Source organism: Pseudoalteromonas sp. P1-11, assembly GCF_001399995.1.
Lineage (GTDB): Bacteria > Pseudomonadota > Gammaproteobacteria > Enterobacterales > Alteromonadaceae > Pseudoalteromonas > Pseudoalteromonas atlantica.
On the sequence record NZ_LJSP01000002.1, the window covers coordinates 619,176 to 644,025 of the forward strand.

Consider the following 24,850-nt stretch of genomic DNA (forward strand, 5'->3'; position numbering starts at 1 on the left):
ATTTCCCCCATAGCCGCTATGGGGGAAATTTTCTCAAATTCCTATATCACCTCGCTGTAAACTGCTATCATCTGCTGATTAATTTTTAACTAGTCTCAGGGACGCAGTACATGCGCTTGTTAACTTTATCTCACACCCTATTTTTAACCTTAAGCATTGTTTTTTTATCAGCCTGTGGTGGTTCAGACGATCAAGTTACAACTAACCCTAATGATCCCGTTGAGCCTGAGCCTAGCGAGTTAACCGTATCTACAACTACAGGTTTAGATGTCAGCCTTGATGAAGGAAGCTTTTTACTGACTGTACCTGCCAATGCCGTCTCTCAAAACACTGAACTTACACACGAAAAAACAGTATTAGATGATGCAAATGCACTACTAAATATTATCTCAGATATACACCTACTCACCCCAAGTACGCTTTCTTTTAGTGATCCAATTACTATCAGCATAAAAATACCTGATGATTACCAATTAGGAGGCCAGCTATTTATTGCTAGACAATCTGGCGATAGCTGGGCAGTTATTGATAACTCTTTTGTTGCAGATGGGTTTGTAAGTGCGCAAGTAACAACACTAGGAACCTTCGCTATTATGATGCAGCGCAATGAGGCCTTTGCTGCTATAGGCCCAACGTGTGATGCCACAGCCACAGAGCAATCGGTTAGATTTGTTCATGTTGCCGACCTACATGCGCGATTCGGTTATGAGGAGCAATACTTTAGCCGTATAAAGGCCTACTACAATCAAGCACTTGCACAAACGCCGCATACCCTTTTTACCAACGGGGGTGATGACTACGAAAAAGGCACTGTTGCTGAGCAACTATCACAAGGTAGCGCTACAGAAGAAGCCATTAAAGCCATGCAGTTTGATTTACGTGTAGTAGGAAATCACGACTATGCATGGGGGCCAGAAAAATTATTAAGCTACTCGCAAGATGATAACGCCATAGTACTTGCCAGTAATACACGCTATGAAGGCGAACAATTACAAGATTTTGCCGCTGTAGGCTTTGCTAAAGTACAAGTAGGCTGTGTGACCTTAGGTGTATTTGGTATGACCTCAGTACCTTGGAACGAGCTAGACGAACCGATAGATGATGAGCCTATACCTGATTTTATCAAACAATTTAAAATGAGCTGGCAGTGGCAACAAATAGCACAAAGTATAGTAAACCAATACCAAGACGATGTTGACTACATGGTAATGCTAAGCCATTTAGGTGAAGGCTTAGACATTGATATGGCAACCGATGTAAGCGGTATTGATTTAGTGTTAGGCGGACATACCCACGGCGGTGAAAGTTATAATACGCTCGAGAACGGCGCTGTGGTTATTCAGCCAGATTTTTATGCAAAAGGTATTACAGACGTAACACTTACCTTTAACACTCAAGATAAAACGTCGCCTACAATTAGCTACAGCACAATTGAAACCGACAGCATCAGCGAACGTGATGAACCAACTAAACTGGCAATTGATGAAATTATGGGCCGCTATGCGCCTGATGCAAACACTGAAATTGCTATTTCTGAAAACTACCCAAGTAGTTTAGAACTTGCAGAAATAACGGCTTTAGCTGCAGCCCATGCAAGTGATATAACGGCGGCCCTGCTTAACCCAGAATTAGTACAAACGAGGTGGACACCAGGGACCTTAACGCAAGAAGACTTTCATAAAGCCTACTATGTTGAGCGCCAGCCCTCTAACACTCCGGGCTTTAATTCATTATATAGCGTAACGGTTACAGGTAGCGATTTAAACACCATGTTTGCCAGTCAGCCTGATTGGTTTTTACTCAAACCAGATGATATACAAGCTGCGAGCACTTATCAGGTTGCGTTGTTCAAAGGCGCAGCACTTAATCCCGAGCTATTTTTTAGCGGTGTAACGTTTTCAAACATAGAAGCCATTAACGAAGCATGGTGGTTACTTGATCAATATGCGCGTTTTAGAACAAGCCAATGCTTATACCTAGATACCGATAATCAACTCTTTTCATGTAATGAGCAAAGCAATGTCACAGTGTGGAATTTTGATGATGCAAATAGCCCTTTGGCAGCAGATTATGGCCCTTCAGTATTGAGCTATTTTGACCCAGAACAGACAAACTGGGGCCCTGAAGAAACGCAATATAATACAACTCAAGAACTTGGTATTGCTGATTTTGCTGATGGCAGCTCAGGTGTAATGGCGTTTTCACGCCACGCCCCTAGCGAGGGGTTATTAATAACCTTAAATACACCTGCCAATGGTGATTATGCAAGTGAAGGAATGGTTTCTGATTACACCTTAGTAATGGATTTATATTGGCCAGAAGAAGGCAAAGATATTTATCGCGCTATCATGCAAGCAAACACACAAGATTACCTCACTGATGATGCCGATATGTTTATCGAACCAACCGGCGGTTATGGTAAATCAACTAGTGATAGTGGTTACTTTGGACAAACAGAGCCTGAAAACTGGCACCGAGTTGCATTTGTATTTTATACCGCCCCCAGTAATGGGGTATTTGAAGTGTACATAGACGGCGAGCTTGCTGGTGTGAAAGAAGACGGTGAAATAAATAACACCTGGGCATTAACGTCATCTGTTTTACTCTTTACAGATAACAACTTTGAAACAGTGCCCGGTTATTTAAACGCCCTTTTATATGCTGGGCGCGCCCTGACTCGAGACGAAATTAAAAGCATAGGCAGTGCACAATCAAAGCTGACATTTACCCCTACAACACGGGTATTAAACCAAGCTATTGAGCGCCATTACCAAGCAGCTCCAACCGTAAAACCTAACCTTTGGCTCGAGCAGCGCAACACATTTTTTAACAATCGCACACAAAGTGTAAACAATTAAATACAAAAAACATTACGTAACTACATTTTTAAAAGAGGTTTTATTTTTATAAAACCTCTTTTTTATTCATTTATATCAATATCTTAAACTTTAATAAACTAAAAGCATCAAGCTAATACATGCTCGTTTACCCTAAAGCGTAAGGTATAAACCTATTGACTAAGTAAACGTCTTATTAAATTTACAGTTTGCTCAAATGCTAAATCTGCTCCCCCTCTTCCCCAAACTTAAAATCTAGTTGATTATCTAGCTCAACACGACAACAACACATAATCGCAGTAGCAATATTTATTGCAGGAGTAATAAAAATGAGTGAAGCAAATAATCCACTAGGTTTAGTTGGTATTGAGTTTACTGAATACGCAACACCTGATGCAGACTACATGGATAAAGTGTTTACTGATTTTGGTTTTTCAAAATTAAAAAAATTTAAAGGCAAAGATATTGTCTATTACAACCAAAACGACATTCACTTTTTACTAAATAACGAACGCGATGGTTTTTCTGCTGAATTTGCAAAAAGTCATGGCCCAGCAATTTGCTCTATGGGTTGGCGCGTTGAGGATGCACAGCATGCATTTGAAACAGCTGTAGCACGTGGTGCAAAACCCGCAACCGACTCAACCCATAAAGACTTACCTTACCCCGCCATTTACGGTATTGGCGATAGCCTGATTTACTTTATTGAGCAATTTGGTGATAAAGGGTCTATTTATGAGTCTGACTTTGAAGATTTATCATCACCTAATGTAGTTGAAGATAAAGGCTTTATACGTATAGATCACTTAACTAATAACGTTTACAAAGGCACTATGGAAACATGGGCAAACTTTTACAAAGACGTGTTTGGTTTTACAGAAGTACGCTATTTCGATATTAAAGGTCAAAAAACAGCGTTGCTATCGTATGCATTAAAATCACCCTGTGGCACCTTCTCAATTCCTATTAATGAAGGTAAAGGCAATGACAACAACCAAATTGACGAGTATTTAGGCGAATATAATGGCCCTGGTGTACAACATCTCGCGTTTTTAACTGACGATTTAGTTAGCTCGCTTGATAAGCTTGATAAATCGACCATTGCTACTTTAGACATTATTCCTGAGTATTACGACACTATTTTTGACCGTGTGCCGTGGGTTGCAGAAGATAAAGAAAAAATTCGCGAGCATCAAATATTAGTCGATAGCCAAAGTGAAAACTGCTACCTATTACAAATTTTCTCTAAAAACCTATTTGGACCTATTTTTATAGAAATGATCCAACGTGTAGATGATGGTGGTTTTGGTGAAGGTAATTTCCAAGCATTGTTTGAGTCAATTGAGCGAGACCAAGAGCGCCGCGGCGTTTTATAACTTTTTTGAGTAAATTAAAAGCAGCGATCTTCGCTGCTTTTTGTCGTTTTAATATTTAAAAAGTAGGGTGCAAGATACAAGTATGCTTAAATAAATGCATGCACCCAACATCAAACCTAAAGGATAAGTAATGAGCCAAATTAACGAAACCCACGACATTAATTTAACTAGCTGGGTAGAGTCGGCCAATATTAAAGGCTGTGACTTCCCGATTCAAAATTTACCTTTTGCAGAATTTCGTACTAAAAACACAAATGAAGAATTTAGAGGCGGGGTTGCTATTGGCGATCAGGTTATTGATTTAGCAAAATTGAGCCACTTAAACATTTTTACCGGTGATGCTAAAACAGCCCTAGATGCAGCAAGCGAATCAACACTAAATACATTTATGGGTTTAGGGGAGCAATACTGGTCAGCACTGCGCTTAGCGCTTTCAAAAGCATTGCGTGAAGGCGCACAGCAACAAAAAGAAATGCAAAGTACCCTTATTGCTCAAGCTGATATAGAGTTTTCACTGCCGTGTCGTATTGGTGATTATACCGACTTTTATACCTCAATTTACCATGCAACAGCCGTTGGTAGCTTGTTTAGACCAGACAACCCGCTTTTACCAAACTATAAATGGGTGCCGATTGGCTATCATGGCCGCTCTTCATCTATTGATGTATCGGGGCAAACGTTTCACCGCCCTAAAGGGCAAACTAAAGCGCCCGATGCAGATACTCCATCATTTGGCCCATGTAAACGCCTAGATTACGAGTTAGAGCTTGGTATTTACTTAGGCAAAGGCAATGCGCTGGGTGATGCTATCGCCATTGAAAACGCTGAAAACCATGTATTTGGTTTTTGTGTATTTAACGATTGGTCAGCACGAGATTTACAAGCATGGGAATACCAACCATTAGGCCCGTTTTTAGCTAAAAACTTTGCATCAACCGTATCGCCTTGGATTGTCACCACTGAAGCACTTGCACCTTTTAGAACTAGCTGGACACGTGATGAAAACGACCCTCAGCCAATGCCGTACCTAGAATCTGCTGCTAACCGCGAGCAAGGAGCATTTGATATCCAAATGGATGTTAAAATTCAGACTCAAAAAATGCGTGATGAAAACCACCAACCTAAGCAGGTCTCTGCCTCAAGCTTCAAACATTCATATTGGACTGTGGCGCAAATGGTGACCCATCACACTGTAAATGGCTGTAACTTTATGCCAGGTGATATGCTCGGCTCTGGCACGCAGTCAGGCCCTACACATGAAGAAGCGGGCTCTTTATTAGAGCTTTCTCGTGGTGGTAAAGAAAAAATAACCCTGAGTAATGGTGAGCAACGCAGCTTTTTAGAAGATGGCGATAATGTAATTATGCGCGGCTGGTGTGAAAAGCCTGGCTATGCCCGTATTGGCTTTGGTAGTGTAGAAAGCACAGTATTACCTGCTAAATAACTTATTGGTTATTGATATGTCCTAAATAAGCAAACACATTTGAGGACAACACATAGCAAATAAAAAAGCCACCTAGTTAAACTAGGTGGCTTTTTCGTATCTAAAGTACGGGTTGATTAAAGGTCTTTTTCAACCTCATCAAATAGCGCAGTAATATTTTGCGCTGGCTCTTTCGTCGCTAAGCTTACAACGACAATTGCAATACTTGCTAAAATAAAGCCTGGTACAATTTCGTACATGTAACTGCTTAAGCTTTGCCCATCAATCATAAATGGTGAGTAAATCCAAAACAGAACCGTACCAGCACCTACAACCATACCTGCTAGTGCGCCTTCAAAGTTCATGCGTTTCCAGTACAGGCTAAATAAAACCAGAGGGCCAAATGCCGCACCAAAACCTGCCCATGCATTACTTACTAAGCTTAATATTGAGCTGTCTCTATCGTACGCTAAGTAAATAGCACACAAAGCGACTGCTGCTACACTAATACGCCCTACAGTAACAAGCTCTGTGTCGCTTGCTTCTTTGCGTAAAAACGTTTTGTAAAAATCTTCAGTTAACGAACTTGAACTAACAAGTAACTGCGAAGAAATTGTACTCATGATTGCAGCTAAAATAGCCGCCAATAAGAAACCAGCAATTAATGGGTGGAATAATAACTCAGAAAGAATTAAGAAAATGGTTTCTGGGTCTTCAACAACAATGTTGTTTTCATAAGTGTACGCGGCACCAAATAAACCAGTACCCACAGCACCAATGGCTGCAACTATCATCCATGTCATACCGATACGGCGAGCCGTTGGCATATCTTTTACACTACGCACCGACATAAAACGTACAATAATATGAGGTTGACCAAAGTAGCCCAAGCCCCACGCCATTGCCGAAATAATCCCTAATGCAGAGCCTGCACCTATCCAATTAAGCATATCGGGGTTAACGCTATGAAGCGTTGACTCTAGCGGTTGATCTAATAAAGAGTAAGCAACGGTCGGTACCAGTATCAAGGCAATAAACATAATACAGCCTTGCACAAAGTCAGTTAAGCTAACTGCTAAGAAGCCACCAAATAAGGTATATAAAACAACAACACCAGTGGTGATGTATAAACCCATTTCGTAACTTAAGCCAAACGAGCTTTCAAACAATTTACCGCCTGCTACAACACCTGATGATGTATAAAGCGTAAAGAACACAATAATTACTACCGCTGAAACTACACGTAAAAGGTTTGATTTATCATTAAAACGATTAGAGAAGTAGTCTGGGATTGTGATTGAGTCGTTTGCTTTTTCAGTGTAAACACGCAAACGAGGCGCAACTAAAAAGTAGTTTAACCACGCACCAATAACCAAGCCTATTGCTATCCATGTGCTACTAAAGCCAGTAACGAACATAGCGCCAGGTAAGCCCATTAAAATCCAACCGCTCATATCCGATGCGCCAGCAGATAATGCTGCAACACTTGGAGATAAGCTACGTCCACCTAACATATAACCCGAAACATCACTTGTAGACTGTTTGTATGCATAAAGTCCAATGCCAAGCATGACTATAAAATACAATGCCAGTGAAATAATCATTCCTGTTTCCAAATTCGCCTCCACAAAGTTGTATAAAACAGGCTTTTAATCCTAATAATGACTCTTAAAATATTATAATAAAGACACTATTGGGGTAAAAACCATCCGTCTTGACTATACCATGCTTAAAGGTGATAACTCCAACTTGTTACACTGAAGTGAACAAAAAACAGCCTCATTGACTATTTAACCCTCAAACACCCGATATATAGTAAATTTATTTACATATATAGCTAATTTTTAATAACAATTCATTAAATCAATAATAATTACCTAATGCTATTTCGAACGTTTTGCCATATATTGTAGCCATTGCTAATAATTATTATTTTGTACGGAACTATTTATGTATTTTTATGCTGCACGCCAACCTATTTTAGACCGCGAAAAGGAGCTTGTTGGATACGAGTTATTATTTCGTGATGGCGTTGATAATGTATTTCCAGACATAGACGGTGACGAAGCAACAACGAAGCTAATCGAAGGGAGTCAGTTTAATTTTGGCTTAGAAGATTTAACTGGCAACAAACCCGCCTATATTAACTTTACCCTAGAAACCTTACTTAAAGGTTACCCTACTATGTTAGGGAAAGAGACGGTCGTTGTAGAAATCCTTGAAACAGTGCAACCAGGTAAGCGCTTACTGGCTATTGTTAAAGATTTAAAAGAAAAAGGCTACACCCTAGCGCTTGATGATTACATTCACCAACCAGTATGGCGCCATTTTTACCCATTTATCGATATTATAAAAATAGACTTTTTAACTACTGATGAAAGTGCAATAAAAACCATAATTAACGATATTAAAGACTATCCACACATCAAGCTTTTAGCTGAAAAAGTAGAAACCTATGAAGCTTATAATTTAGCTCTTGAGCTTGGGTTTGAATATTTTCAGGGGTTCTTTTTTTCAAAGCCTGAAATGGTACAAAGTAAAGCACTGCCGCCATCAGAAATGGCATTAGCAGAGCTGCTTTACGAAACCTCATCTGTTGAAATGGATCTTAAAAAGATAACCGATGTGTTTGAACGTGACGTAAATCTATCATACAAGTTATTGCGTTATTCAAACTCAGCTGCGTTTGCGCGCAGAGCCGAAATAAACACAATCAAACAAGCACTCATCGTCCTTGGCGCTAACGAAATTAAAAAGCTGTTATCTTTGTTATTTGCAGCGCAAGTTTCTGCCGATAAACCTGTTGAGCTAATTAGGCTTTCGCTAACACGTGCACGATTTGGCGAACTACTTGCTATTTCACACGGGCAGTTTAAAGATACCGGCATGGCCTTTTTAACTGGCATGATGTCGCTTATGGACGCTATTTTAGATGAAACCATGGAAAGCGTTATGCAAAAGCTCCCGCTGTCTGCAGAGATAAAAGCTGCGCTATTGAATGACGAAGGCCTGCTTGCTCAGTATCTAAACTTGGTTAAGTTTTATGAGCACGCAGATTGGGAAGCCGCCAACGAAATTGCTAAACAGTTAAACTTAGGAGAAGAAGTTGCCAATGCATACCATGACGCCTTAACGTGGGTTAATGAGCAAATGCAGCTGATGGTTAAAGAATAATAAACATTAGGGCTTATTTATTTAAGCTCAAAATACACATAAAAAATGCCAGCAATTGCTGGCATTTTTTATAGCTGTTATTTATAAGCTTTCTAAGAAGTCTTCATCAAAGTCTTCAGGCTCTTCTTTGATTGGTGGGTTGCCGTCGTATAGCTCATAAAGCTGACGCTGAAAGTATATGTCTTTAACAAACAAATACGGGTCAAGAGAGTCATTAAGTAGGCCTTCTTGCGGGATAAGTGAAGCACGAGCTTCGACCGCTTTAAGCGCAAAAACTAAAATAGTTTGAGGCGTAGTCAGAGCGATTTCTGGTAACACAAAGTTATCAACTACATCGCCTGTTAAGTTACGTGCTGTAGTTGGTCCCATTGCCGGCAGCATAATATATGCGCCATCGCCAACGCCCCATACGCCCAATGTTTGGCCAAAGTCTTCATCTACCAGCTCAAGTCCAAGTGAACTTGCAACATCAAAAATACCAAATACACCTACCGTAGAGTTAACTAAAAAACGCGCTAAACTCACGCCTGCGTTGCCCGCTTTACCTTGTAGCCCTGCGTTTATCATATCAACAGGCGCACTAATATTATCGGTAAAGTTAACAATCCCATTGCGTACAGGCACAGGGGTCACTTCTACATACCCTACAGCCACAGGGCGTAAAATATAAGCATCAAGAATATCCATATTAAAGTCGTACAATGGACGGTTAATGCTTTGTAGCGGATCGCGCTCATCAACTTTGTTTTCTGGTACTTGTGCACATCCGGCTAGCACCAATAAACATAAAAAAGTAAAACTATGCTTTAACATCTAATGTCCTTAAGGTATTAATGTATCAATTTGAAGTCGGTAGTCACTTACGTTTTCACGTTGTAGTGTCTCAGAGTGACCCTCTAACTCACCACTACTTGGCATAACTGACTCATCGATTGAGATCCGCGCTGTGATCACAATATCTTTAGCACTTGATAAGTTTAACCCATCAACCATTGCATTAGCATCAGTGAGTTGCACCGTTAGCGGAAAGCTGTATTCATTTAGTTTAACAACCGCTAATGGCATAGGAGAGCCTTGAGCAGCCTTGGCAAAAATAAATAAAGTCCCCTGCTGTGGCTGCTTATCGAAAAGCTCATTCGCTAAGCTCACAGTAACACTAATAGCACTATTAGCAGAGACCGGCATTACAGAGCCCTCATTTTGCATTTGTTGCTCTATATCGGAAATACGCTGCGCTATCATTGAATAACGCGTATCGCTTTTATCCATGCTTGCAAGTAATACTTCAAACGCCGCTTTGGCTTGCGGCCAGTCCTTGCGCTCATAGGCAATAAGCGCTAATAAAGAAATAGCATCAAGGTTTGTTGGTTCAACTTTTAGCACTTTAGATAGCATACCCGCTGCACGGGTCATGTTCTCTTCGCTGCCTTCAAGCAGTAAAACTTGACTGTAGCTAATGAGTACTTGCATATTGTCTGGGTTCATTCGCAGGGCTTTATCAAACGATTGCTGCGCCATATCAAATTCGTTTAACGACATAGCCACACGTCCAAGCAGCATCCACGCAACTTCGTCATCGCCTGATTCACTAAGCTTAGTGCGCAGCGCTAAAGCAAACGCTTGCAACTCGTTTTGAGTTAATGGCTCACCTTTTTGCATTACCGCACGCTCGCCATAATCTGCAAGGTTATCCATTGCATCATACCACGCTGCTATTTGCTGCTGGCTCCCTGTAAAGGTGTAAAAAACACCGGTGAGGGCTAATAAAAATGCTGCGCCTGTTAAAGCAAAAATACGGTTATTACCTTTGCTATTAAGCGATTTTTCTGGTGAAAGCTCGTTCAATAAACGACGTTTTAGCTCAATAACCGATTCACTGTGGTTTTGCGCATCAATACGTTGATTGTCTAAGTCGTTTTGCAGCTCAACTAAACGCTGCTCGTAAATGCTGATCAATTCTGCATTAGCATTGTGAGTAATGGTTTGCACGCGCTCTTTTTTTAAAAAAGGCAACATAATAAAAGCCAGTGCAATTAGTGTGAGTAAAGCAAAACACGCCCACATTAAAATCATTAATTTTGCTCCTGACGTTTATTTTCTGCAATTAACTTAGCAAGTTTTGCTTCATCATCGCTGTTCCAGGTTTGCTTAACTGACGCCTTACGCTGGCGAATTACAATAAAACCAAAACCCAAAATAACAATAAGTACAGGTAAAACCCAAAGTACTAATGTGGCTGGTGTTACAGGCGGATCGTAATGAACAAAATAACCGTATCTGTCTATCATGTAATCGATTACTTCGTCTTTTGTTTTACCTTCTTTTACCAACGCGAGTACCTTGTCGCGTAAATCTTTTGCAACAATGGCATCAGAGTCTGCAATATTTTGGTTTTGACATTTAGGGCACCTGAGCTCTTTGGTTAACTCTTCAAAGCGCACGGCTTGTTGGTTATTGTCAAACTGGTAGCGATCTTGCTCGGCATACACTGCCATACTTATAAAAAAGCTCAGGGTTAATAAAAACACTCGCATTAATTTAGCTCCTGCATAACAGGGGCAAATTTAGCACGCCATACGCGCGGATTTAGATCCCCTGTATGGTGTAATAAAATTTTACCCGTTTTATCCACTAAAAATGTTTCAGGGGCACCTGATACACCTAAATCAAGTGATAAGGTACGGTGCAAGTCTAAAATATTAAATTGGTATGGGTCGCCTGCACGGCTGAGCATATCGCTCACATCGGTACGCAAAGCCTGCATATCAAATGGGCCATCAAAATCGGCATCGTACCCTTGTACATAGTACAAACCAATAATTTTTACGCCTTGCTCGCGTAGCTTAGTTAAATACCCTAGTTCAACTAAACATGTAGGGCACCAAGTCCCCCATACATTAAGTAAATAAACTTCGCCTTTTAGGCTTTCATCTGTCCAGCGCTTATCATCTTGCATTAAATCAGGCAGGTTAAACGCAGGCATCGTTTGGCCTAGTCGACCGGTTTGAATTTCACGCGGGTTGGCAAACAAACCTTGATACAAAAATACACATAAAAATATGAATATTAATAACGGTGCTAAAGCTAAAATTTTACGGTTCATTACGCATTCTCCAACGCTTTTTTGCGTGTACTTGCTGATGTACGGTAGCGTTTATCAAATAAAATCATAAACCCTGCAAGCGATATAAGTACACCGCCTATCCACATCCAACGCACGAAAGGTTTGTGATAAATACGCAGTGACCATGCCCCTTTACTTAATTGCTCTCCGAGCGCTAAATATAGGTCGCGAGTAAAGCCGGCATCAATTGCCGCTTCGGTCATAAATTGCATACCAATATCGTATTTGCGTTTTTCTGCATGTAACTCAGTCACTAGCTTATCGTTATTGAATACCGACACTACACCAGCATGTCCACTGTAGTTAGGGCCGCGTATTGATTTAACGCCATCAAATCGGTATTCGTATTGGTTAAGCGTAACAATATCGCCTTGCTTCATAGAAACATCACGCTCTACTGAGTACGCCGAAGTAAGCGTAACGCCTGCAATAACAAATGCTAAACCAACGTGACCTAGCACCATAGCCCAGTAGCTAATACCTAAACGTTTAATGCCTTCTTTTAGCGTTCCGTGAACCGACGCCTTGGCGTATAAATCTATGGCAGTAGAGACAGCAACCCATACACCTAAGGTGGTGGCTAATAATGTAAGTGGCTTTACGACATCGTAGCTTGAGAACAACCACGCACAGGTAATAACAACACTTATTAACACACCTATTAATACTTTATTTTGTAGTACAGCCCACTTGTTTTGTTTCCAACGAAGAAAAGGCCCTATTCCCATTAATATGGCAAATGGTACTAATAAAATGGCAAACATTTTATTAAAGAACGGTTCGCCAATAGAAATACTGCCTAGGCCCATTTCTTTATGAACCATAGGTAACAAAGTGCCTAAAAGAACAATTAATGTGGCTACCACTAAAAAGATGTTGTTAAGCCACAGCGCCACTTCGCGTGATACAAACTTGTAACGGCCTTCGCTTTTAACTTGTGATACGCGCAGCGCATACAACGATAAACCGCCGCCAACAACAATGCCTAAAAAGGCTAGAATGAATAAACCTCTATCGGGGTCAGTGGCAAATGCATGCACCGATACAATAATGCCTGAGCGAACAATAAAGGTGCCTAATAAGCTTAGGGAAAATGCAGCGATGGCAAGCAGCACAGTCCACGATTTAAATACACCGCGCTTTTCTGTCACGCTCAAAGAGTGCAATAAAGCCGTAGCGACTAGCCAGGGCATAAGCGATGCGTTTTCTACCGGATCCCAAAACCACCAGCCACCCCAGCCAAGCTCAGAGTAAGCCCACCAGCTGCCTATGGTTATTCCTAAACTTAAAAAGCCCCAAGCAGTCATCGTCCATGGGCGAGACCATTTAGCCCAGGTGTTATCAAGTTTACCTGTTAAAAGTGCTGCAATAGCAAATGAGAACGCAACCGATAACCCTACATATCCCATATACAGTAATGGCGGATGAATGATCATACCTGGGTCTTGTAGAAGCGGATTTAAATCACGCCCTTCAACAGGAAAATACGGCAGTAAGCGTTCAAACGGGCTTGAAAGCAGTAGTGTGTACATCATAAAACCGACACCTAAAAAGCCAAGCACACCTAAAACGCGTGCACGCAACACCCAAGGTAGCGATTTAGAACGCATAGCAACTACGGCGGTCCACCCTGCTTGCATTACAAGCCAGAGTAAAATAGCGCCTTCGTGCCCACCCCACGTAGAGGTAATTTTATAATACCAAGGCAACGTACTACTTGAATGATACGCCACATAAGATACCGTAAAGTCATCTGTTAAGCTGGCATAGATAAGCGCAGCAAACGAGAGAAGTACAAAAGCAAATTGCCCAACGGCTAAAGACGGGGCCGCACGCATTAAACGAAGATTACCGGTATGCGCGCCCCACAGCGGAAAAATACACAGTAAAACGCTTAGCACCATGGCAAGCGTTAAAGAAAAATAACCAAGTTCTGGGATCATATTAGCTACCGCTATCTAGGTTGTATTTTGGTTTTTCGTGTTTAATTCCTTTTACGGCTTCTGCTACTTCTGCTGGCATGTATTCTTCATCATGCTTAGCCAGTACTTCAAAAGCTTCAATCACGTTTGGTTCTACAAGCACACCTTGCGCTACAATACCTTGGCCTTCGCGAAATAAGTCAGGCAAAATGCCTTGGTATTTAATTGTTACTAATGGCCCAGTATCAATCAATTTAAAGCTGACTTGTAAACTTTGTTCATTACGAATGACAGAACCCGGCACAACCATACCGCCAATACGCAACTTTTGCCCTATTTGCGGCTTTTCTTTATCTGGGCCTTTGCCGTCTATTAGCTCGCTTGGTGTATAAAATAAGTTTATGTTTTCTTGTAGTGCATAAAGCACTAAGCCTACAGAGGCACCAATACCAAACAGTACTGCAATAATTACCAATAGGCGTTTTTTACGTCTTGGGTTCATGAGATTTGTTCCTGCTTCGCTTTTTTAATTCGCGCTTCGCGCGCAACTTGCTGCTCTACTGAGGCCATGATACGTTTTGTATCACGTAAAGAGCTAAATAAAATGCCCAACAAAATTAAGGCGCATGTACCAAATGAAAGCCACACATAAAACCCGTAGCCTCCCATTGCAATAAAATCAGAAAAAGAGTCAAACTGCATAATTTACCCCTTACTTAACAAGGCTCGAACCCAAGGTCGATGCTTTTCACGTTGTAAAATTTCATTTTTAAGGCGAATTAACGTTACAGTGCCCACAAACGCTGCAAACGCTAAAATATTTACCATAAGCGGCCAAAACATACTTGGGTCAATGGCTTTTGTATCAAGCTTTGTGATTGTTGCGCCTTGGTGCAGAGTGTTCCACCACTCTACGGAGTAGTGAATAACAGGTAAATTAATTACCCCTACAATGGCTAAAATAGACGCTGCGCGCCCTGCTGATTTTTTATCTTCAAAGGCATGGTAAAGCGACAGCACGCCTAAGTATAAAAACAATAAAATAAGTTCAGAGGTTAAACGTGCATCCCATACCCACCAAGCACCCCACATAGGTTTACCCCATGCAGCGCCGGTAATTAAGGCAATAGCTGTAACACATGCTCCCACCGGGGCAATAGCAATTACAGCAAGTTCAGCGTTACGTAATTGCCACACTAAAGCGACAATAGCTGCTATAGCCATAGAAGAGTATGCGCCCATAGACAAAATAGCCGATGGAACATGAATGAAAATAATACGGTAGCTGTCTTTTTGTTGATAATCAGCCGGTGCAAAACCTAAGCCCCAAATCCAACCAACAAGCATACTTATAACCGTAACAACGGCAAAATAAGGCAGTAACGTATTACATAATTGATATGCGCGCTCTGCTTTTGCGTAGGGATGTAACCACTTCCACATATTAACTTACACTCACTTTTAATGCTGACGATATGGCGATGGGTGCGCACATAATAGCAACTACTAACATGGCCCCAAGAATGGCAAGCTGCCCGCTATAATCCAGCGACATAGTACTGGTATCAATGGCTGACGTTGCAAAAATTAAAACAGGAATATACAAAGGCAACACTAATAGGCTCATTAAAATGCCGCCTTTTTGTAATCCCACAGTAAGGCCAGCCCCAATTGCACCAATAAAGCTTAATAATGGCGTGCCTAATAATAATGTTATTACGGTCGCTAACAGCGCAGAGCTCTCTAAATTTAGCAATAAAGCAAATAACGGTGTCATTAATACTAATGGTAAACCGGTAACAACCCAATGCGCCGCAACTTTAGCCAACACGGTGAGTGATAGCGGGTACGATGATGCAATTAACTGCTCCAACGAGCCATCGTTATAGTCGTCTCTGAATAATTTATCGAGTCCAAGCATGGTAGAGAGCAAAGCTGCTACCCAAATAATACCTGGCGCCATTCTGTTTAATAGACCGGGCTCTGGGCCAATTGCTAACGGAAATAAAGAAATAACAATGAGAAAAAACAAGATAGGATTGATAATTTCAGCACGCTGGCGAAACGCAAGCTTTACATCTTTACTAAATACCGCACTAAACAGCAGCCAATATGAATGTTGACGAGTCATCAGTAACGATACTCCAAGGTCACCGTTTGTAGGTTTTCAAACTGTGTTGTTAAATCTTGATGGGTTGTTAGTAAAATAGCGCCACCACTTTTTAAATGCTCAGAAAAACGTTGTTGTAAAAAGGCAACGCCATTTTTATCAAGTGCAGTAAAGGGTTCATCAAGCACCCATAGTTTTGCATCGCTTAACCATAATCGCACTAAAGCGACACGACGCTGCTGCCCTGCAGAGAGCATTCTTACCGGCACATCTTCAAGGCCCACTAAGCCAAGCTTAGCTAAAATTGGATATAAGTCGGGCTCATTTGTATAGCCGTTAATGTGTAACCAATGGCGTACGTTTTCCAGTGCGCTGAGCTGCACATTGACACCGGTTTTATGGCCTATAAATAGCAGGTCTGTGGCGTACTCTTCATAATGCTTGGTAATAGCTTGCTGGTTATAAAAAATAGCACCTTCATCAGGCACACTAAAGCCTGCGACAATACGCAATAATGATGTTTTGCCAGCCCCGTTAGGACCTGCTAATTGCATGATTTGACCGCTATTTAGGCTAAAATTAAGATCCGCAAACAAACAACGTTCTTGCTTGATGCAGGTGACGGACTTAATGTGTAACAAGATGACGTTTCTCTATGCCAAAAATTAGGCGTTAGTCTACCATAATGATAGGGTAATACGAATATTGCTTTAAAATCGATTCACGAAAATTAGCGAAAACTTGATTTAAAATAATGAATAATCCAACGCAAATCACATTATCTAATTCATTGGTTAATAACCAAAGCGCCCCGAGCACTTCGGACGAATTAGTACAATTACCAGATCAGGTACTTGCGGCTAAAAATATTCAGTTTTCAAAAGGCTCAATTACACTCGATGTTTTAATAGATAAACACTGGCAAACTCTACGCTTAGGCATAACGCATGCCCCTCAAAATACAGACAAAATAGCAAGTGCTAACATACAGCTCAGCGCTGATGGAAAGCAGCTAAATATTACTCCTAACAATACCAATATAACACTTAGCAACGCATCACAACTGCAGCGTTTTTTAAATTATGTTAGTACCGGTAGTGAAATACAAAGTAAACCTTTGCCAGTCAATGTACAGCTTTCGCCGTCACCGCAGCTTATGATACCTAGCCTTAATGCCAGTATTGCAATTAACAAAGAAACCGCACAGCTGTTAAATACCGAGCAGCCATTACAGGTACTTATTAATACAACCAATAAAGGCGCACAAATAAATGTTATTAACCGCTTTGCTGACACCGTCCATACTCAAACTCTCAGCCAACATAAAATTTCGCAGCTATTAACTAACTTACTGCCCAGCGCGCAACTACAAGCAACGCCTAAATTAGCTATTATTTCGCACCCTCAGCATAGCGGCTCGTTCACAACCCCGATAACCAATAAACAGCTTAGTGAATTGCCTAGCAAGCCCGTGGCAGTAAATATTACTAATCAAGCAGATAAGCTGCTCATTAAAACTAACTTACCTAAAATGCAGGTCGCACTTAATAACTCATTTAGTAAACCCTTTACCGACTTGGTTTTATCACAGCAGCAAAATGCAGCCAGACCCTCCGCTGATATAACAAGCCCGCAGTTAAGTGCACAAAGCCCTATAAAGTCATGGTTACAAAGTAGCTTTAGTGATATAAAAACGCGAATTAACGATGCCGTTAAATACTTTGAAAACAAACCCTTTGCGAGTAAAACGCCGCCTTTGCAGGCTCAACAAGCTAAGCTTGATGTAAATAAAACGCCTACACAAATAAACACGCTAACAAACCCTAATTTAAGCAAGCTAAATATAACCGCAGAAGTTGCTAATCATTCTTTTACCCCTAGCAGCCCTTTAGCTAAACACTTTGCGCAGCTTCCTCCTTTAGTGCAAATAACCCAGCAATTAAAGGCGAGTGTGTCGTTATGGCAATCAGCAAACAACGCAGCTCAGCCCCATGCAGTGAGCGCCCAACCAACAAATGTAAGTACGCAAGGCAACTCTTCTGTGCCGCTGAGTTTAAAAACACTACATGCCACAACTTCACAGGTAAATACTCCTAACCAACCCAGTTTGTCTCACTCACTTTTTAACACAGCTGTAAGTCAACAGTTACAACCAACAGAGGCTAAACTTTTAACCTCGCTTTTAAATTTGCCAACAGAGAGTGAGCGCCCAAATAGCGCTTCCAACCCTAAAACATTGTTGAGTAGCCAAATTACTGACATAGCAAGTAAAGCTACTCAAAATACACCTGATCTTACGCGTTTAGTGAATCAAGCTTTTAATAGAATGGTCTCCAGTACTAATGTGCACCCAGCCACCATACAGCGAGAGCTTTTAAGTACCTTACAACCGCTTACTACGCCAAACGACACACTACAAAGTAGCTTTACAAAAGGGCTTGAGCAACTTGCGGTTACTATTTTAGCGGCGCCAATAATAAGCCAATCAAGTACTTCGCTAACGTTTAATAACCACACAGGGGTTGATGCCCTACTTAATGTGCTTTTACCTACTTTTAAAGTAGGTAAAAGCGCGGATAAACTATTAGAGCAACTTCAACAAACACAAATACAAGAGCTTGCCCCAGAGCTGCTACAAGTTAAAAATACCCTTAGCCAAGTACAAGTAACTACGCCAAACCAACAAAGCGACACAAATCCGCTAGCACAGTTTTTATTTCCGATGAAACTTCCGCCTGAAGCGGGACAAACAGAGATAACCTTAGGGCAATATAAAAAAGCCAGTGTAGATAAAACCGAAAAAAACGTGTGGTTTGTTAGATTAAATTTTGATTATGCACAGCAAGGGCAATTACAAATAGTGGCTGAACTTATGGACAAAGCACTCGATTGCCAGCTGCTTGCCTCTAGCCAAGAAGTAAGTGCAATTGCACACCCTCACTTAGATAGCCTCAGGGCTAAATTAGCTCAGCATGGCTTGCAAGTTGGCGAGCTAAACTTAAAACGCGCAGATGCTAGTCATCAAGCGTTTTATCAATCGCATGCCATTATAAATATTAAGGTTTAACATGACTGACACCTCTAATTTAGCAGCAAATAATAAATCCGCGATTGGCCTGTTGTATGAAGCAGGAAGCACCCCCGCGGTAAGTGTAAAAGGGTTTGGCGAGTTGGCCGATGAAATAATCGCAGCAGCGAAACAAAAAGGCATTATGATCCACCAAGATGAAGCACTTGCTAAAACACTCTCACACTTAGAATTGGGAGAGGAAATACCTAAAGAGCTTTATTATGTTATTGCTGAATTGATTGCTTTTTCGTACGTGCTTCGTGGGCAGTTCCCACCTGGCTGGCAAGACTTTCAAGGTAAGCTAAATGTAAAGGCATAACTAGGTGGATAAATTATATCTCCCCATTTATTAAGTATTACTGCACATTGGTATTGTGTAGTTAAAAGCAAAAAAGACGCTAGGCGTCTTTTTGTTTATGTAACGAAAATAATAGTTCAGCTTCAGCCCTAGGAAGCTCGCACTCGCGTATCACCTCATCTAAATCTGCGCCAAGCTCAACCATTTTAACAGCACGAGAATATATTTTTGCGTCTGGGTCATCATATTTTTGGGCAGCTTGTTGTTGCATCAACTCTTGATTTTGTTGCTCAACTTCAAGTACGCGCTTACCAATACTTAAAAGCCCTGTTCTGAGCTCAGACACTTCACTGCGTAATATATGTGTTTGCTCTGAGGTATCTTTTAATTGCTGTGATACCGCATTAAGCTCCGCCGACTGTTTATTTTTTAATGCAACAATTAGCGCCAGGGATATTAAACCTATCCCTAGCGCTGCTATTGCGATACTGAGTAACAACATAATTTTAGTGGTAAAGCTTAAATATCGCTTAACTCATCCCATTCGTCATCGCTAAGTAATTTATTTAAATCGACTAAAATAAGTAATTCGTTATCGCGGTTACATACACCTTGGATAAACTTAGCGCTTTCTTCGGTACCAACATTTGGGGCGCTGTCTATTTCAGAGCTGCGTAAATACACAACTTCAGAAACACTATCAGCTAAAATACCAATTACTTGCTCTTCTGCTTCAATAATTAAAATGCGAGAGTTATCAGTTGCATCTGCAGCAGGCAAACCAAAGCGTGCACGAGTATCAATAACAGTGACTACGTTACCACGTAAATTTATAATGCCAATAACGTATGAAGGTGCTCCAGGTACTGGGGCAATTTCGGTATAACGTAAAATTTCTTGCACCTGCATTACGTTGACGCCATACGTTTCTTCTTCAAGCTTAAACGTTACCCACTGTAAAATTTCATCGTTGTTATCTGCGTTTTTATTCGCTGATAATAGTCTATCTTCGCTCATGCTGTTACCCCGTAATGGTCGTTACTACTGACGGCTATCTAAGCCTTTTTCTAATAGTGCATTTAAATTATCTACATCTATTAAAGCACACATTTTTTCTTTAATAACACCGGCAAGCCAAGGGCGTTTGCCACTGTTTTTTCGCCATTTTACATCTTCTTTACTCAATGTAATGTTATTTATTAACTTTTCGGCTAATAAACCCCAGTTGCTATCGCCCAGGGTTATTAAATACTGATAATTAAGAGAGGCCTCTAACTTTTCATCGTACTTTTCAGGCATTACCCAACGGGCAGTATCAACTACGTTTAGCTTTTCATCTCTATTAAGCATAACGCCTTTAAACCACTTTGGCTTACCAAATAAATGATTTACTTCACCTAATTGATGAATTCCTCCAAGCGCTTTCAAAGGAACAGCCAATGTTAAACCAGCCACTTCAAAAAACAGAGCCTGAAATTCACCTTCAAAGTAATCTTCTTGGCTATGTAATAAAGGAGCAGGTTCTGTACTTAACTGGGTTTGCACCTCAGGTGTCTCTAATGGCTCAGGCTCAATAGGTGCAGGTGGCGAAATAGTGGCGTCAGCCTCGCTATTACTCTCTTTTACTTGCTCAGAATAAAGCTGCTCGGTTACTTTTAATTGCGCTTTGGGCTTTAAAAGTACTTCGTCGTTTTGTAAGGCACTAGGTACTTGCTCAAGTAGCTTTGCTACAGGCTCAAGGTTTTCCTCAGGTTCGTCTTCGCATAATAGCGCCCCTAAGTATTGAGTCATTACTTTTTCATTAGCAAATAATTGCTTACTCATTCATTAACCTTGTCCAATTAAATAATCTAATAACGCTTTATAAGCGTAAACCCCACGCGAACGTGGGCAAAACTCTATGGGCACCTTTTGTGCAAGGCTTGCATCTCTAAACTTTGTATCAACGGGGATCACTCCTGGCCATACTTTATCTTTATATGTATTTTGCAACGTTTTGTAGGCTTCAAGCGACGCTTTAGTGCGCTTATCATACATAGTAGGGATTATAGTATATTGGTACTGTTTCGCTTGAGAGCTTTGCATTAATTCCATAGTGCGCATCATTCTATCAAGCCCTTTGAGCGCCAAAAACTCAGTTTGCACTGGCACTAAAATACGTTCGCTGGCGGCTAATGCGTTCACCATTAAAACACCTAAAACGGGCGGGCAATCAAGCAGCGCATAATCGTAATGTTCACTAATTTTTGCAAGTGTTTTTTTTAAAATTAAGCCCATTCCCGTTTTATTGCCCATACTTCTATCGAGGGTTGCTATAGCCATCGTCGCGGGCAATATATCCAGGTTTTCCATCGTAGAGGGGCACAATGCTTGAAGTACTTCTTCACTTTGCATTGAGGTGCCGCGGGCAAAAATATCGTACACACTGACTTCTAAATCTTCAGAATCAATACCAAAATAGTACGTTAGTGAGGCGTGAGGGTCGGTATCAATGAGTAATACGCGTTTACCTTGCAAGGCCAAAATACCAGCAAGACTGACAGCCGTTGTGGTTTTACCTACACCGCCCTTTTGATTTGCTACTGTCCAAATCTTCACATTAAGTCCTAATTACTGTTCATTGCGCGTGGTGATTCTGATGCCACCATGAGGTAAACGAATTATTTTAATAGAGTTATCATCAGAGGGAAGTTCGACCTCTGGCTCAGGCGCAGCTTGTTGAACTTGCTCATCAGGCTCAGCTTCATTTTCGGTGGTTTGTTGTACTAAGCCATACTTAGAAAGCGCAATAACAACTTTACGATTCTCTGCTCTACCCGCTGCGGTGTCGTTATCGGCAAAAGGTGAGTATTGCCCATACCCCTCGATTGCCATTCGCGCTGGGTTAATTCCTAACGTTTCTAATTCAACTAAAATAGAGGTCGCCCGTGCAACTGACAACTCCCAGTTAGAGCGAAACATTTCATTGCGAATACTTTCGTTATCTGTGTAACCTCTTACCCTTATGTAGTTATCTACTGGGGCAATAATATCTTTTACAATTTTTACGACTTGCTTAGCTCGCGCATGGGCCACAGAGCTACCACTTGAGAACAGCATTCCTGAACTTAGCTCAATAATAAGCCAATCTTGGTTGAGCTCTAAACTGGCTTCTCCATCACGAATTTCATCAATAAGTGCTGAATGTAATTTAGTTAACAAACTATCGAGTGGTTTACCTAAATGTTTTTGTTTTATATTGCTGGTATCACTATGTCCATCTAACAGCTCTGGGCCAGACTCCTGTTTTTGAATGCTCTCACCGTACAATAACTCTTGCTCAGGGGTAACACGGTCAGTAAGTAGCCCTTCGCCTGTCACGCCCTCACCTTGTTGCGATTGTTGCCTTGCTGATTTGTCAAAAACCTGTTCTAGGGAGTCGGAGAGGATTTGAAAACTTTCTTCTTTATTTATGGCAATGGCATACATAACCACAAAAAAGGCAAACATAATGGTCATGTAATCAGCATAAGAGACTAACCAACGTTCTGTATGTTGATTTTTTTCAGCTGATTGACGTAAGCGCCGGCGTAACATAAAAGTTACTCTACCACGACATTAGGGCGCTCTGTGCGATAAGCTTCAAGCTTTAATTCTATGTTGATAGGACTTTCGCCAAGGCTTATAGCAATCACCCCTTCGGCCATCATTTCATGGTAAAGCATTTTTTGCTCTACTCGCTGCTTAAGCTTATTGGCCATAGGTAAAAATAATAAGTTAGCTAAACCCACCCCATATATTGTTGCAATAAATGCGGTGGCGACCCCTGCACCTAGCTTTTGAGGGTCGGTAATAAATGACATTGCTTGAATAAGACCAAGTACAGCCCCTAAAATACCTATAGTTGGGCTATATCCGCCCATGGCTTCGTACACTCTACTTGCTTCAAGTAAGCGGTCTCGCTCAAGCATTAAATCTATTTCTAAGGTGTCGCGTAGCTTTTGCTCCGAACACCCATCTACTAGTAAACTAAGCCCTTTTGCTGCATAAGGATCTGGGTGACTAAGTGCCTCTTTTTCAAGCGCTAAGTACCCTTCCTGGCGAGCTTTATGCGACCACGTTTTAATTTGCTCTATGGCTTGCTCAATATTGTACTGGGGTGAAAAAAACACCCAATGGCTCATGCTTAGCGTTTTTTTAAAGGTGCTTGTCGCCGTTTGCAACATAACAGCCCCTAAGGTGCCGCCAAGTACAATAATAAGTGCAGGGCCATTAAATAACGCCGTGACAACGCCACCCTCTAAAGAGTAACCAATCGCTATAGCGCCCAGCGCAATGATTAACCCTAAAACAGAGAGCTTATCCACAACCAGTCTCTCTTTTTATTCTTGCTGCTACGTCGTTTAACGCTAAATGCTCAGAGGCAAGCCCAGCGTTGGCAATAGCTTGAGGCATACCGTATACCACACAGCTTTTTTCATCTTGCGCCCAAATTGTTGCGCCAGATTGCTTAAGCATTCGCGCGCCATCACGTCCATCAGCGCCCATGCCGGTTAAAACAATAGCAAGTACGTCTCCTTGGTAGCTTTTAGCAACACTTGCAAAAGTCACATCAACGCTTGGTTTGTAGCTTATTCGTTCACTATTATCTTCAAATACACGCAACGTTTTGTTACCACTTCGCCCCTCTACCATCATTTGCTGTCCACCAGGTGCTAAGTAGGCTGTGCCGGCTTCTAGCCTGTCACCTTGTTGCGCTTCTTTAACGCGTATTTTGCAAAGGCTATTTAAACGTGCCGCAAACGCAGGCGTAAATGCCGCCGGCATGTGCTGAATTAACAAAATAGGGTGTGCAAAGTTAGCAGGTAATTGGGTTAATATAGTTTGTAAAGCAACTGGCCCGCCAGTTGAAGTGCCAATAGCCACTATTTGATAGTGTTTACCGCTGGCACGCGTGGGCATACTGGGTGTAGTTGTTGTCTGTACTGGGGCAGCACGTTGAAAGCTTCTATCAGGTTGTTTAAGCGATGAGCTTGTTGTGCCAAGTTTGCTTGCAGATGGAGCAGTAGTCTTACTTGATGTTAATGGCCTAACAGGGCGCGGTGCACGCCTGCGACCAATTTCCTTCACTTTAGCTTGCAATAACTTAATTGCATCTTCGTTATTTCGTGCAATGTCTTCAAACTTTTTCGGTAAAAAGTCCATAGCTCCGGCATCAAGTGCATCTAAAGTTGCGGTTGCACCGTCGCGAGTTAATGAAGAAAACATAAGTATTGGCGTTGGGTTACTCGCCATAATTTCTTTTACTGCGCTAATACCATCAAGCACAGGCATTTCTACATCCATGGTGATCATATCTGGACGTAACTGCGCTGTTTTTTCTACGGCTTCTCTACCGTTAACAGCAAAACCTATTACTTCAATACCGCTGTCTTGTTCAAGGATTTCGCTTACTCGACGGCGAAAAAAACTGGAATCGTCAACAACTAAAACTTTTACGGCCATTGCGCTCTCTTATTAAATTTATGTGTAGGCAT

24 protein-coding genes are annotated in these 24,850 nt (G+C 41.3%); 6 read left to right on the plus strand and 18 right to left on the minus strand.

Features of this window, described 5'->3' with window-relative positions:
• Window positions 1-110 precede the first annotated feature (110 nt).
• The 3 genes from AN390_RS05455 (at window position 111) to fahA (ending at window position 5,657) form a co-directional block, all read left to right on the plus strand.
• Window positions 111-2,858, plus strand: coding sequence for a metallophosphoesterase (locus AN390_RS05455; protein WP_055253160.1), 2,748 nt, complete (start codon window positions 111-113; stop codon window positions 2,856-2,858).
• 308 nt (window positions 2,859-3,166) lie between these two features.
• Entirely contained in the window at window positions 3,167-4,213 is a 1,047-nt protein-coding gene (gene hppD / locus AN390_RS05460) for a 4-hydroxyphenylpyruvate dioxygenase (protein ID WP_055253161.1), read from the plus strand.
• 130 nt (window positions 4,214-4,343) lie between these two features.
• On the plus strand, window positions 4,344-5,657 hold the full coding sequence (gene fahA, locus AN390_RS05465) for a fumarylacetoacetase (protein WP_055253162.1): 1,314 nt from the start codon (window positions 4,344-4,346) through the stop codon (window positions 5,655-5,657).
• A gap of 116 nt (window positions 5,658-5,773) precedes the next feature.
• Here the strand turns inward: fahA and putP are convergent, their stop codons facing one another.
• Window positions 5,774-7,252 carry a sodium/proline symporter PutP gene (putP, locus tag AN390_RS05470; protein WP_004588331.1) on the minus strand — a complete coding sequence of 493 codons (1,479 nt, stop codon included), beginning with the start codon at window positions 7,250-7,252 and terminating at the stop codon, window positions 5,774-5,776.
• Window positions 7,253-7,586: 334 nt separating this feature from the next.
• Here putP and AN390_RS05475 point away from each other — a divergent pair, with 334 nt between their 5' ends.
• Window positions 7,587-8,810, plus strand: coding sequence for an EAL and HDOD domain-containing protein (locus AN390_RS05475; protein WP_055253163.1), 1,224 nt, complete (start codon window positions 7,587-7,589; stop codon window positions 8,808-8,810).
• 81 nt (window positions 8,811-8,891) lie between these two features.
• On the opposite strand, the gene AN390_RS05480 is transcribed toward AN390_RS05475, so the two are convergent.
• The 10 genes from AN390_RS05480 to ccmA are packed head-to-tail and all read right to left on the minus strand — an operon-like array spanning window position 8,892 to window position 16,607.
• Window positions 8,892-9,623, minus strand: a complete 732-nt coding sequence (locus AN390_RS05480; RefSeq protein ID WP_004588329.1) for a VacJ family lipoprotein — start codon at window positions 9,621-9,623, stop codon at window positions 8,892-8,894.
• 9 nt (window positions 9,624-9,632) lie between these two features.
• Window positions 9,633-10,883 (minus strand): c-type cytochrome biogenesis protein CcmI, encoded by a 1,251-nt coding sequence (gene ccmI, locus AN390_RS05485; RefSeq protein WP_055253164.1) that lies wholly within the window; start codon window positions 10,881-10,883, stop codon window positions 9,633-9,635.
• The gene (locus AN390_RS05490; protein WP_004588327.1) at window positions 10,883-11,344 is read right to left on the minus strand and encodes a cytochrome c-type biogenesis protein; all 462 of its coding nucleotides are present in this window, start codon (window positions 11,342-11,344) and stop codon (window positions 10,883-10,885) included. Before AN390_RS05490 ends, ccmI begins: the two co-directional genes overlap by 1 nt.
• Window positions 11,344-11,913 (minus strand): redoxin family protein, encoded by a 570-nt coding sequence (locus AN390_RS05495; RefSeq protein ID WP_029773820.1) that lies wholly within the window; start codon window positions 11,911-11,913, stop codon window positions 11,344-11,346. The genes AN390_RS05490 and AN390_RS05495 overlap by 1 nt, the downstream gene beginning before the upstream one ends.
• Entirely contained in the window at window positions 11,913-13,877 is a 1,965-nt protein-coding gene (locus AN390_RS05500; RefSeq protein ID WP_029773819.1) for a heme lyase CcmF/NrfE family subunit, read from the minus strand. The genes AN390_RS05495 and AN390_RS05500 overlap by 1 nt, the downstream gene beginning before the upstream one ends.
• Before the next feature lies 1 nt (window position 13,878).
• Complete coding sequence (gene ccmE / locus AN390_RS05505) at window positions 13,879-14,358, minus strand: cytochrome c maturation protein CcmE (protein ID WP_004588324.1); 480 nt, start codon at window positions 14,356-14,358, stop codon at window positions 13,879-13,881.
• Window positions 14,355-14,558: a heme exporter protein CcmD gene (gene ccmD, locus AN390_RS05510; RefSeq protein WP_004588323.1), complete on the minus strand. Its 204-nt coding sequence runs from the start codon at window positions 14,556-14,558 to the stop codon at window positions 14,355-14,357. Before ccmD ends, ccmE begins: the two co-directional genes overlap by 4 nt.
• A gap of 3 nt (window positions 14,559-14,561) precedes the next feature.
• Window positions 14,562-15,299 (minus strand): heme ABC transporter permease, encoded by a 738-nt coding sequence (locus AN390_RS05515; protein WP_004588322.1) that lies wholly within the window; start codon window positions 15,297-15,299, stop codon window positions 14,562-14,564.
• Between the two features lies 1 nt (window position 15,300).
• Window positions 15,301-15,987 carry a heme exporter protein CcmB gene (gene ccmB / locus AN390_RS05520; protein ID WP_055253165.1) on the minus strand — a complete coding sequence of 229 codons (687 nt, stop codon included), beginning with the start codon at window positions 15,985-15,987 and terminating at the stop codon, window positions 15,301-15,303.
• On the minus strand, window positions 15,987-16,607 hold the full coding sequence (ccmA, locus tag AN390_RS05525) for a cytochrome c biogenesis heme-transporting ATPase CcmA (protein WP_086004334.1): 621 nt from the start codon (window positions 16,605-16,607) through the stop codon (window positions 15,987-15,989). Before ccmA ends, ccmB begins: the two co-directional genes overlap by 1 nt.
• A gap of 113 nt (window positions 16,608-16,720) precedes the next feature.
• On the opposite strand from ccmA, the gene AN390_RS05530 reads away from it, so the two are divergent.
• Together AN390_RS05530 and AN390_RS05535 are read left to right on the plus strand one after the other, a co-directional pair.
• Window positions 16,721-19,033, plus strand: coding sequence for a flagellar hook-length control protein FliK (locus tag AN390_RS05530; RefSeq protein WP_055253166.1), 2,313 nt, complete (start codon window positions 16,721-16,723; stop codon window positions 19,031-19,033).
• Window position 19,034: 1 nt separating this feature from the next.
• Window positions 19,035-19,355, plus strand: coding sequence for an EscU/YscU/HrcU family type III secretion system export apparatus switch protein (locus AN390_RS05535; protein WP_004588318.1), 321 nt, complete (start codon window positions 19,035-19,037; stop codon window positions 19,353-19,355).
• Between the two features lie 79 nt (window positions 19,356-19,434).
• On the opposite strand, the gene AN390_RS05540 is transcribed toward AN390_RS05535, so the two are convergent.
• The 7 genes from AN390_RS05540 to AN390_RS05570 are packed head-to-tail and all read right to left on the minus strand — an operon-like array spanning window position 19,435 to window position 24,818.
• The gene (locus AN390_RS05540) at window positions 19,435-19,836 is read right to left on the minus strand and encodes a DUF2802 domain-containing protein (protein ID WP_004588317.1); all 402 of its coding nucleotides are present in this window, start codon (window positions 19,834-19,836) and stop codon (window positions 19,435-19,437) included.
• A 17-nt stretch (window positions 19,837-19,853) separates the two neighbouring features.
• On the minus strand, window positions 19,854-20,351 hold the full coding sequence (locus tag AN390_RS05545; protein WP_004588316.1) for a chemotaxis protein CheW: 498 nt from the start codon (window positions 20,349-20,351) through the stop codon (window positions 19,854-19,856).
• 24 nt (window positions 20,352-20,375) lie between these two features.
• A complete protein-coding gene (locus AN390_RS05550) occupies window positions 20,376-21,158 on the minus strand; it encodes a chemotaxis protein CheW (RefSeq protein WP_055015939.1) in 783 nt (260 codons plus the stop codon).
• Window positions 21,159-21,161: 3 nt separating this feature from the next.
• Window positions 21,162-21,932 (minus strand): ParA family protein, encoded by a 771-nt coding sequence (locus AN390_RS05555; RefSeq protein ID WP_054983008.1) that lies wholly within the window; start codon window positions 21,930-21,932, stop codon window positions 21,162-21,164.
• Window positions 21,933-21,944: 12 nt separating this feature from the next.
• Entirely contained in the window at window positions 21,945-22,910 is a 966-nt protein-coding gene (locus AN390_RS05560; protein ID WP_054983007.1) for a flagellar motor protein MotB, read from the minus strand.
• 5 nt (window positions 22,911-22,915) lie between these two features.
• Window positions 22,916-23,680 carry a flagellar motor protein gene (locus AN390_RS05565; protein WP_004588312.1) on the minus strand — a complete coding sequence of 255 codons (765 nt, stop codon included), beginning with the start codon at window positions 23,678-23,680 and terminating at the stop codon, window positions 22,916-22,918.
• A complete protein-coding gene (locus AN390_RS05570) occupies window positions 23,673-24,818 on the minus strand; it encodes a chemotaxis response regulator protein-glutamate methylesterase (RefSeq protein ID WP_024032307.1) in 1,146 nt (381 codons plus the stop codon). The genes AN390_RS05565 and AN390_RS05570 overlap by 8 nt, the downstream gene beginning before the upstream one ends.
• Between the last annotated feature and the right edge of the window lie 32 nt (window positions 24,819-24,850).

What these genes read in the sequence shown, in the direction of transcription:
- ccmI (WP_055253164.1), bottom strand. Translation starts at nt 10,883, where the DNA reads ATGATTTTAATGTGGGCGTGTTTTGCTTTACTCACACTAATTGCACTG.
- AN390_RS05550 (WP_055015939.1), bottom strand. Translation starts at nt 21,158, where the DNA reads ATGAGTAAGCAATTATTTGCTAATGAAAAAGTAATGACTCAATACTTA.
- ccmE (WP_004588324.1), bottom strand. Translation starts at nt 14,358, where the DNA reads ATGAACCCAAGACGTAAAAAACGCCTATTGGTAATTATTGCAGTACTG.
- AN390_RS05530 (WP_055253166.1), top strand. Translation starts at nt 16,721, where the DNA reads ATGAATAATCCAACGCAAATCACATTATCTAATTCATTGGTTAATAAC.
- fahA (WP_055253162.1), top strand. Translation starts at nt 4,344, where the DNA reads ATGAGCCAAATTAACGAAACCCACGACATTAATTTAACTAGCTGGGTA.
- hppD (WP_055253161.1), top strand. Translation starts at nt 3,167, where the DNA reads ATGAGTGAAGCAAATAATCCACTAGGTTTAGTTGGTATTGAGTTTACT.
- AN390_RS05570 (WP_024032307.1), bottom strand. Translation starts at nt 24,818, where the DNA reads ATGGCCGTAAAAGTTTTAGTTGTTGACGATTCCAGTTTTTTTCGCCGT.
- AN390_RS05545 (WP_004588316.1), bottom strand. Translation starts at nt 20,351, where the DNA reads ATGAGCGAAGATAGACTATTATCAGCGAATAAAAACGCAGATAACAAC.
- AN390_RS05560 (WP_054983007.1), bottom strand. Translation starts at nt 22,910, where the DNA reads ATGTTACGCCGGCGCTTACGTCAATCAGCTGAAAAAAATCAACATACA.
- AN390_RS05475 (WP_055253163.1), top strand. Translation starts at nt 7,587, where the DNA reads ATGTATTTTTATGCTGCACGCCAACCTATTTTAGACCGCGAAAAGGAG.
- AN390_RS05515 (WP_004588322.1), bottom strand. Translation starts at nt 15,299, where the DNA reads ATGTGGAAGTGGTTACATCCCTACGCAAAAGCAGAGCGCGCATATCAA.
- AN390_RS05490 (WP_004588327.1), bottom strand. Translation starts at nt 11,344, where the DNA reads ATGCGAGTGTTTTTATTAACCCTGAGCTTTTTTATAAGTATGGCAGTG.
- AN390_RS05455 (WP_055253160.1), top strand. Translation starts at nt 111, where the DNA reads ATGCGCTTGTTAACTTTATCTCACACCCTATTTTTAACCTTAAGCATT.
- AN390_RS05540 (WP_004588317.1), bottom strand. Translation starts at nt 19,836, where the DNA reads ATGTTGTTACTCAGTATCGCAATAGCAGCGCTAGGGATAGGTTTAATA.
- AN390_RS05500 (WP_029773819.1), bottom strand. Translation starts at nt 13,877, where the DNA reads ATGATCCCAGAACTTGGTTATTTTTCTTTAACGCTTGCCATGGTGCTA.
- ccmD (WP_004588323.1), bottom strand. Translation starts at nt 14,558, where the DNA reads ATGCAGTTTGACTCTTTTTCTGATTTTATTGCAATGGGAGGCTACGGG.
- ccmB (WP_055253165.1), bottom strand. Translation starts at nt 15,987, where the DNA reads ATGACTCGTCAACATTCATATTGGCTGCTGTTTAGTGCGGTATTTAGT.
- AN390_RS05480 (WP_004588329.1), bottom strand. Translation starts at nt 9,623, where the DNA reads ATGTTAAAGCATAGTTTTACTTTTTTATGTTTATTGGTGCTAGCCGGA.
- AN390_RS05535 (WP_004588318.1), top strand. Translation starts at nt 19,035, where the DNA reads ATGACTGACACCTCTAATTTAGCAGCAAATAATAAATCCGCGATTGGC.
- AN390_RS05495 (WP_029773820.1), bottom strand. Translation starts at nt 11,913, where the DNA reads ATGAACCGTAAAATTTTAGCTTTAGCACCGTTATTAATATTCATATTT.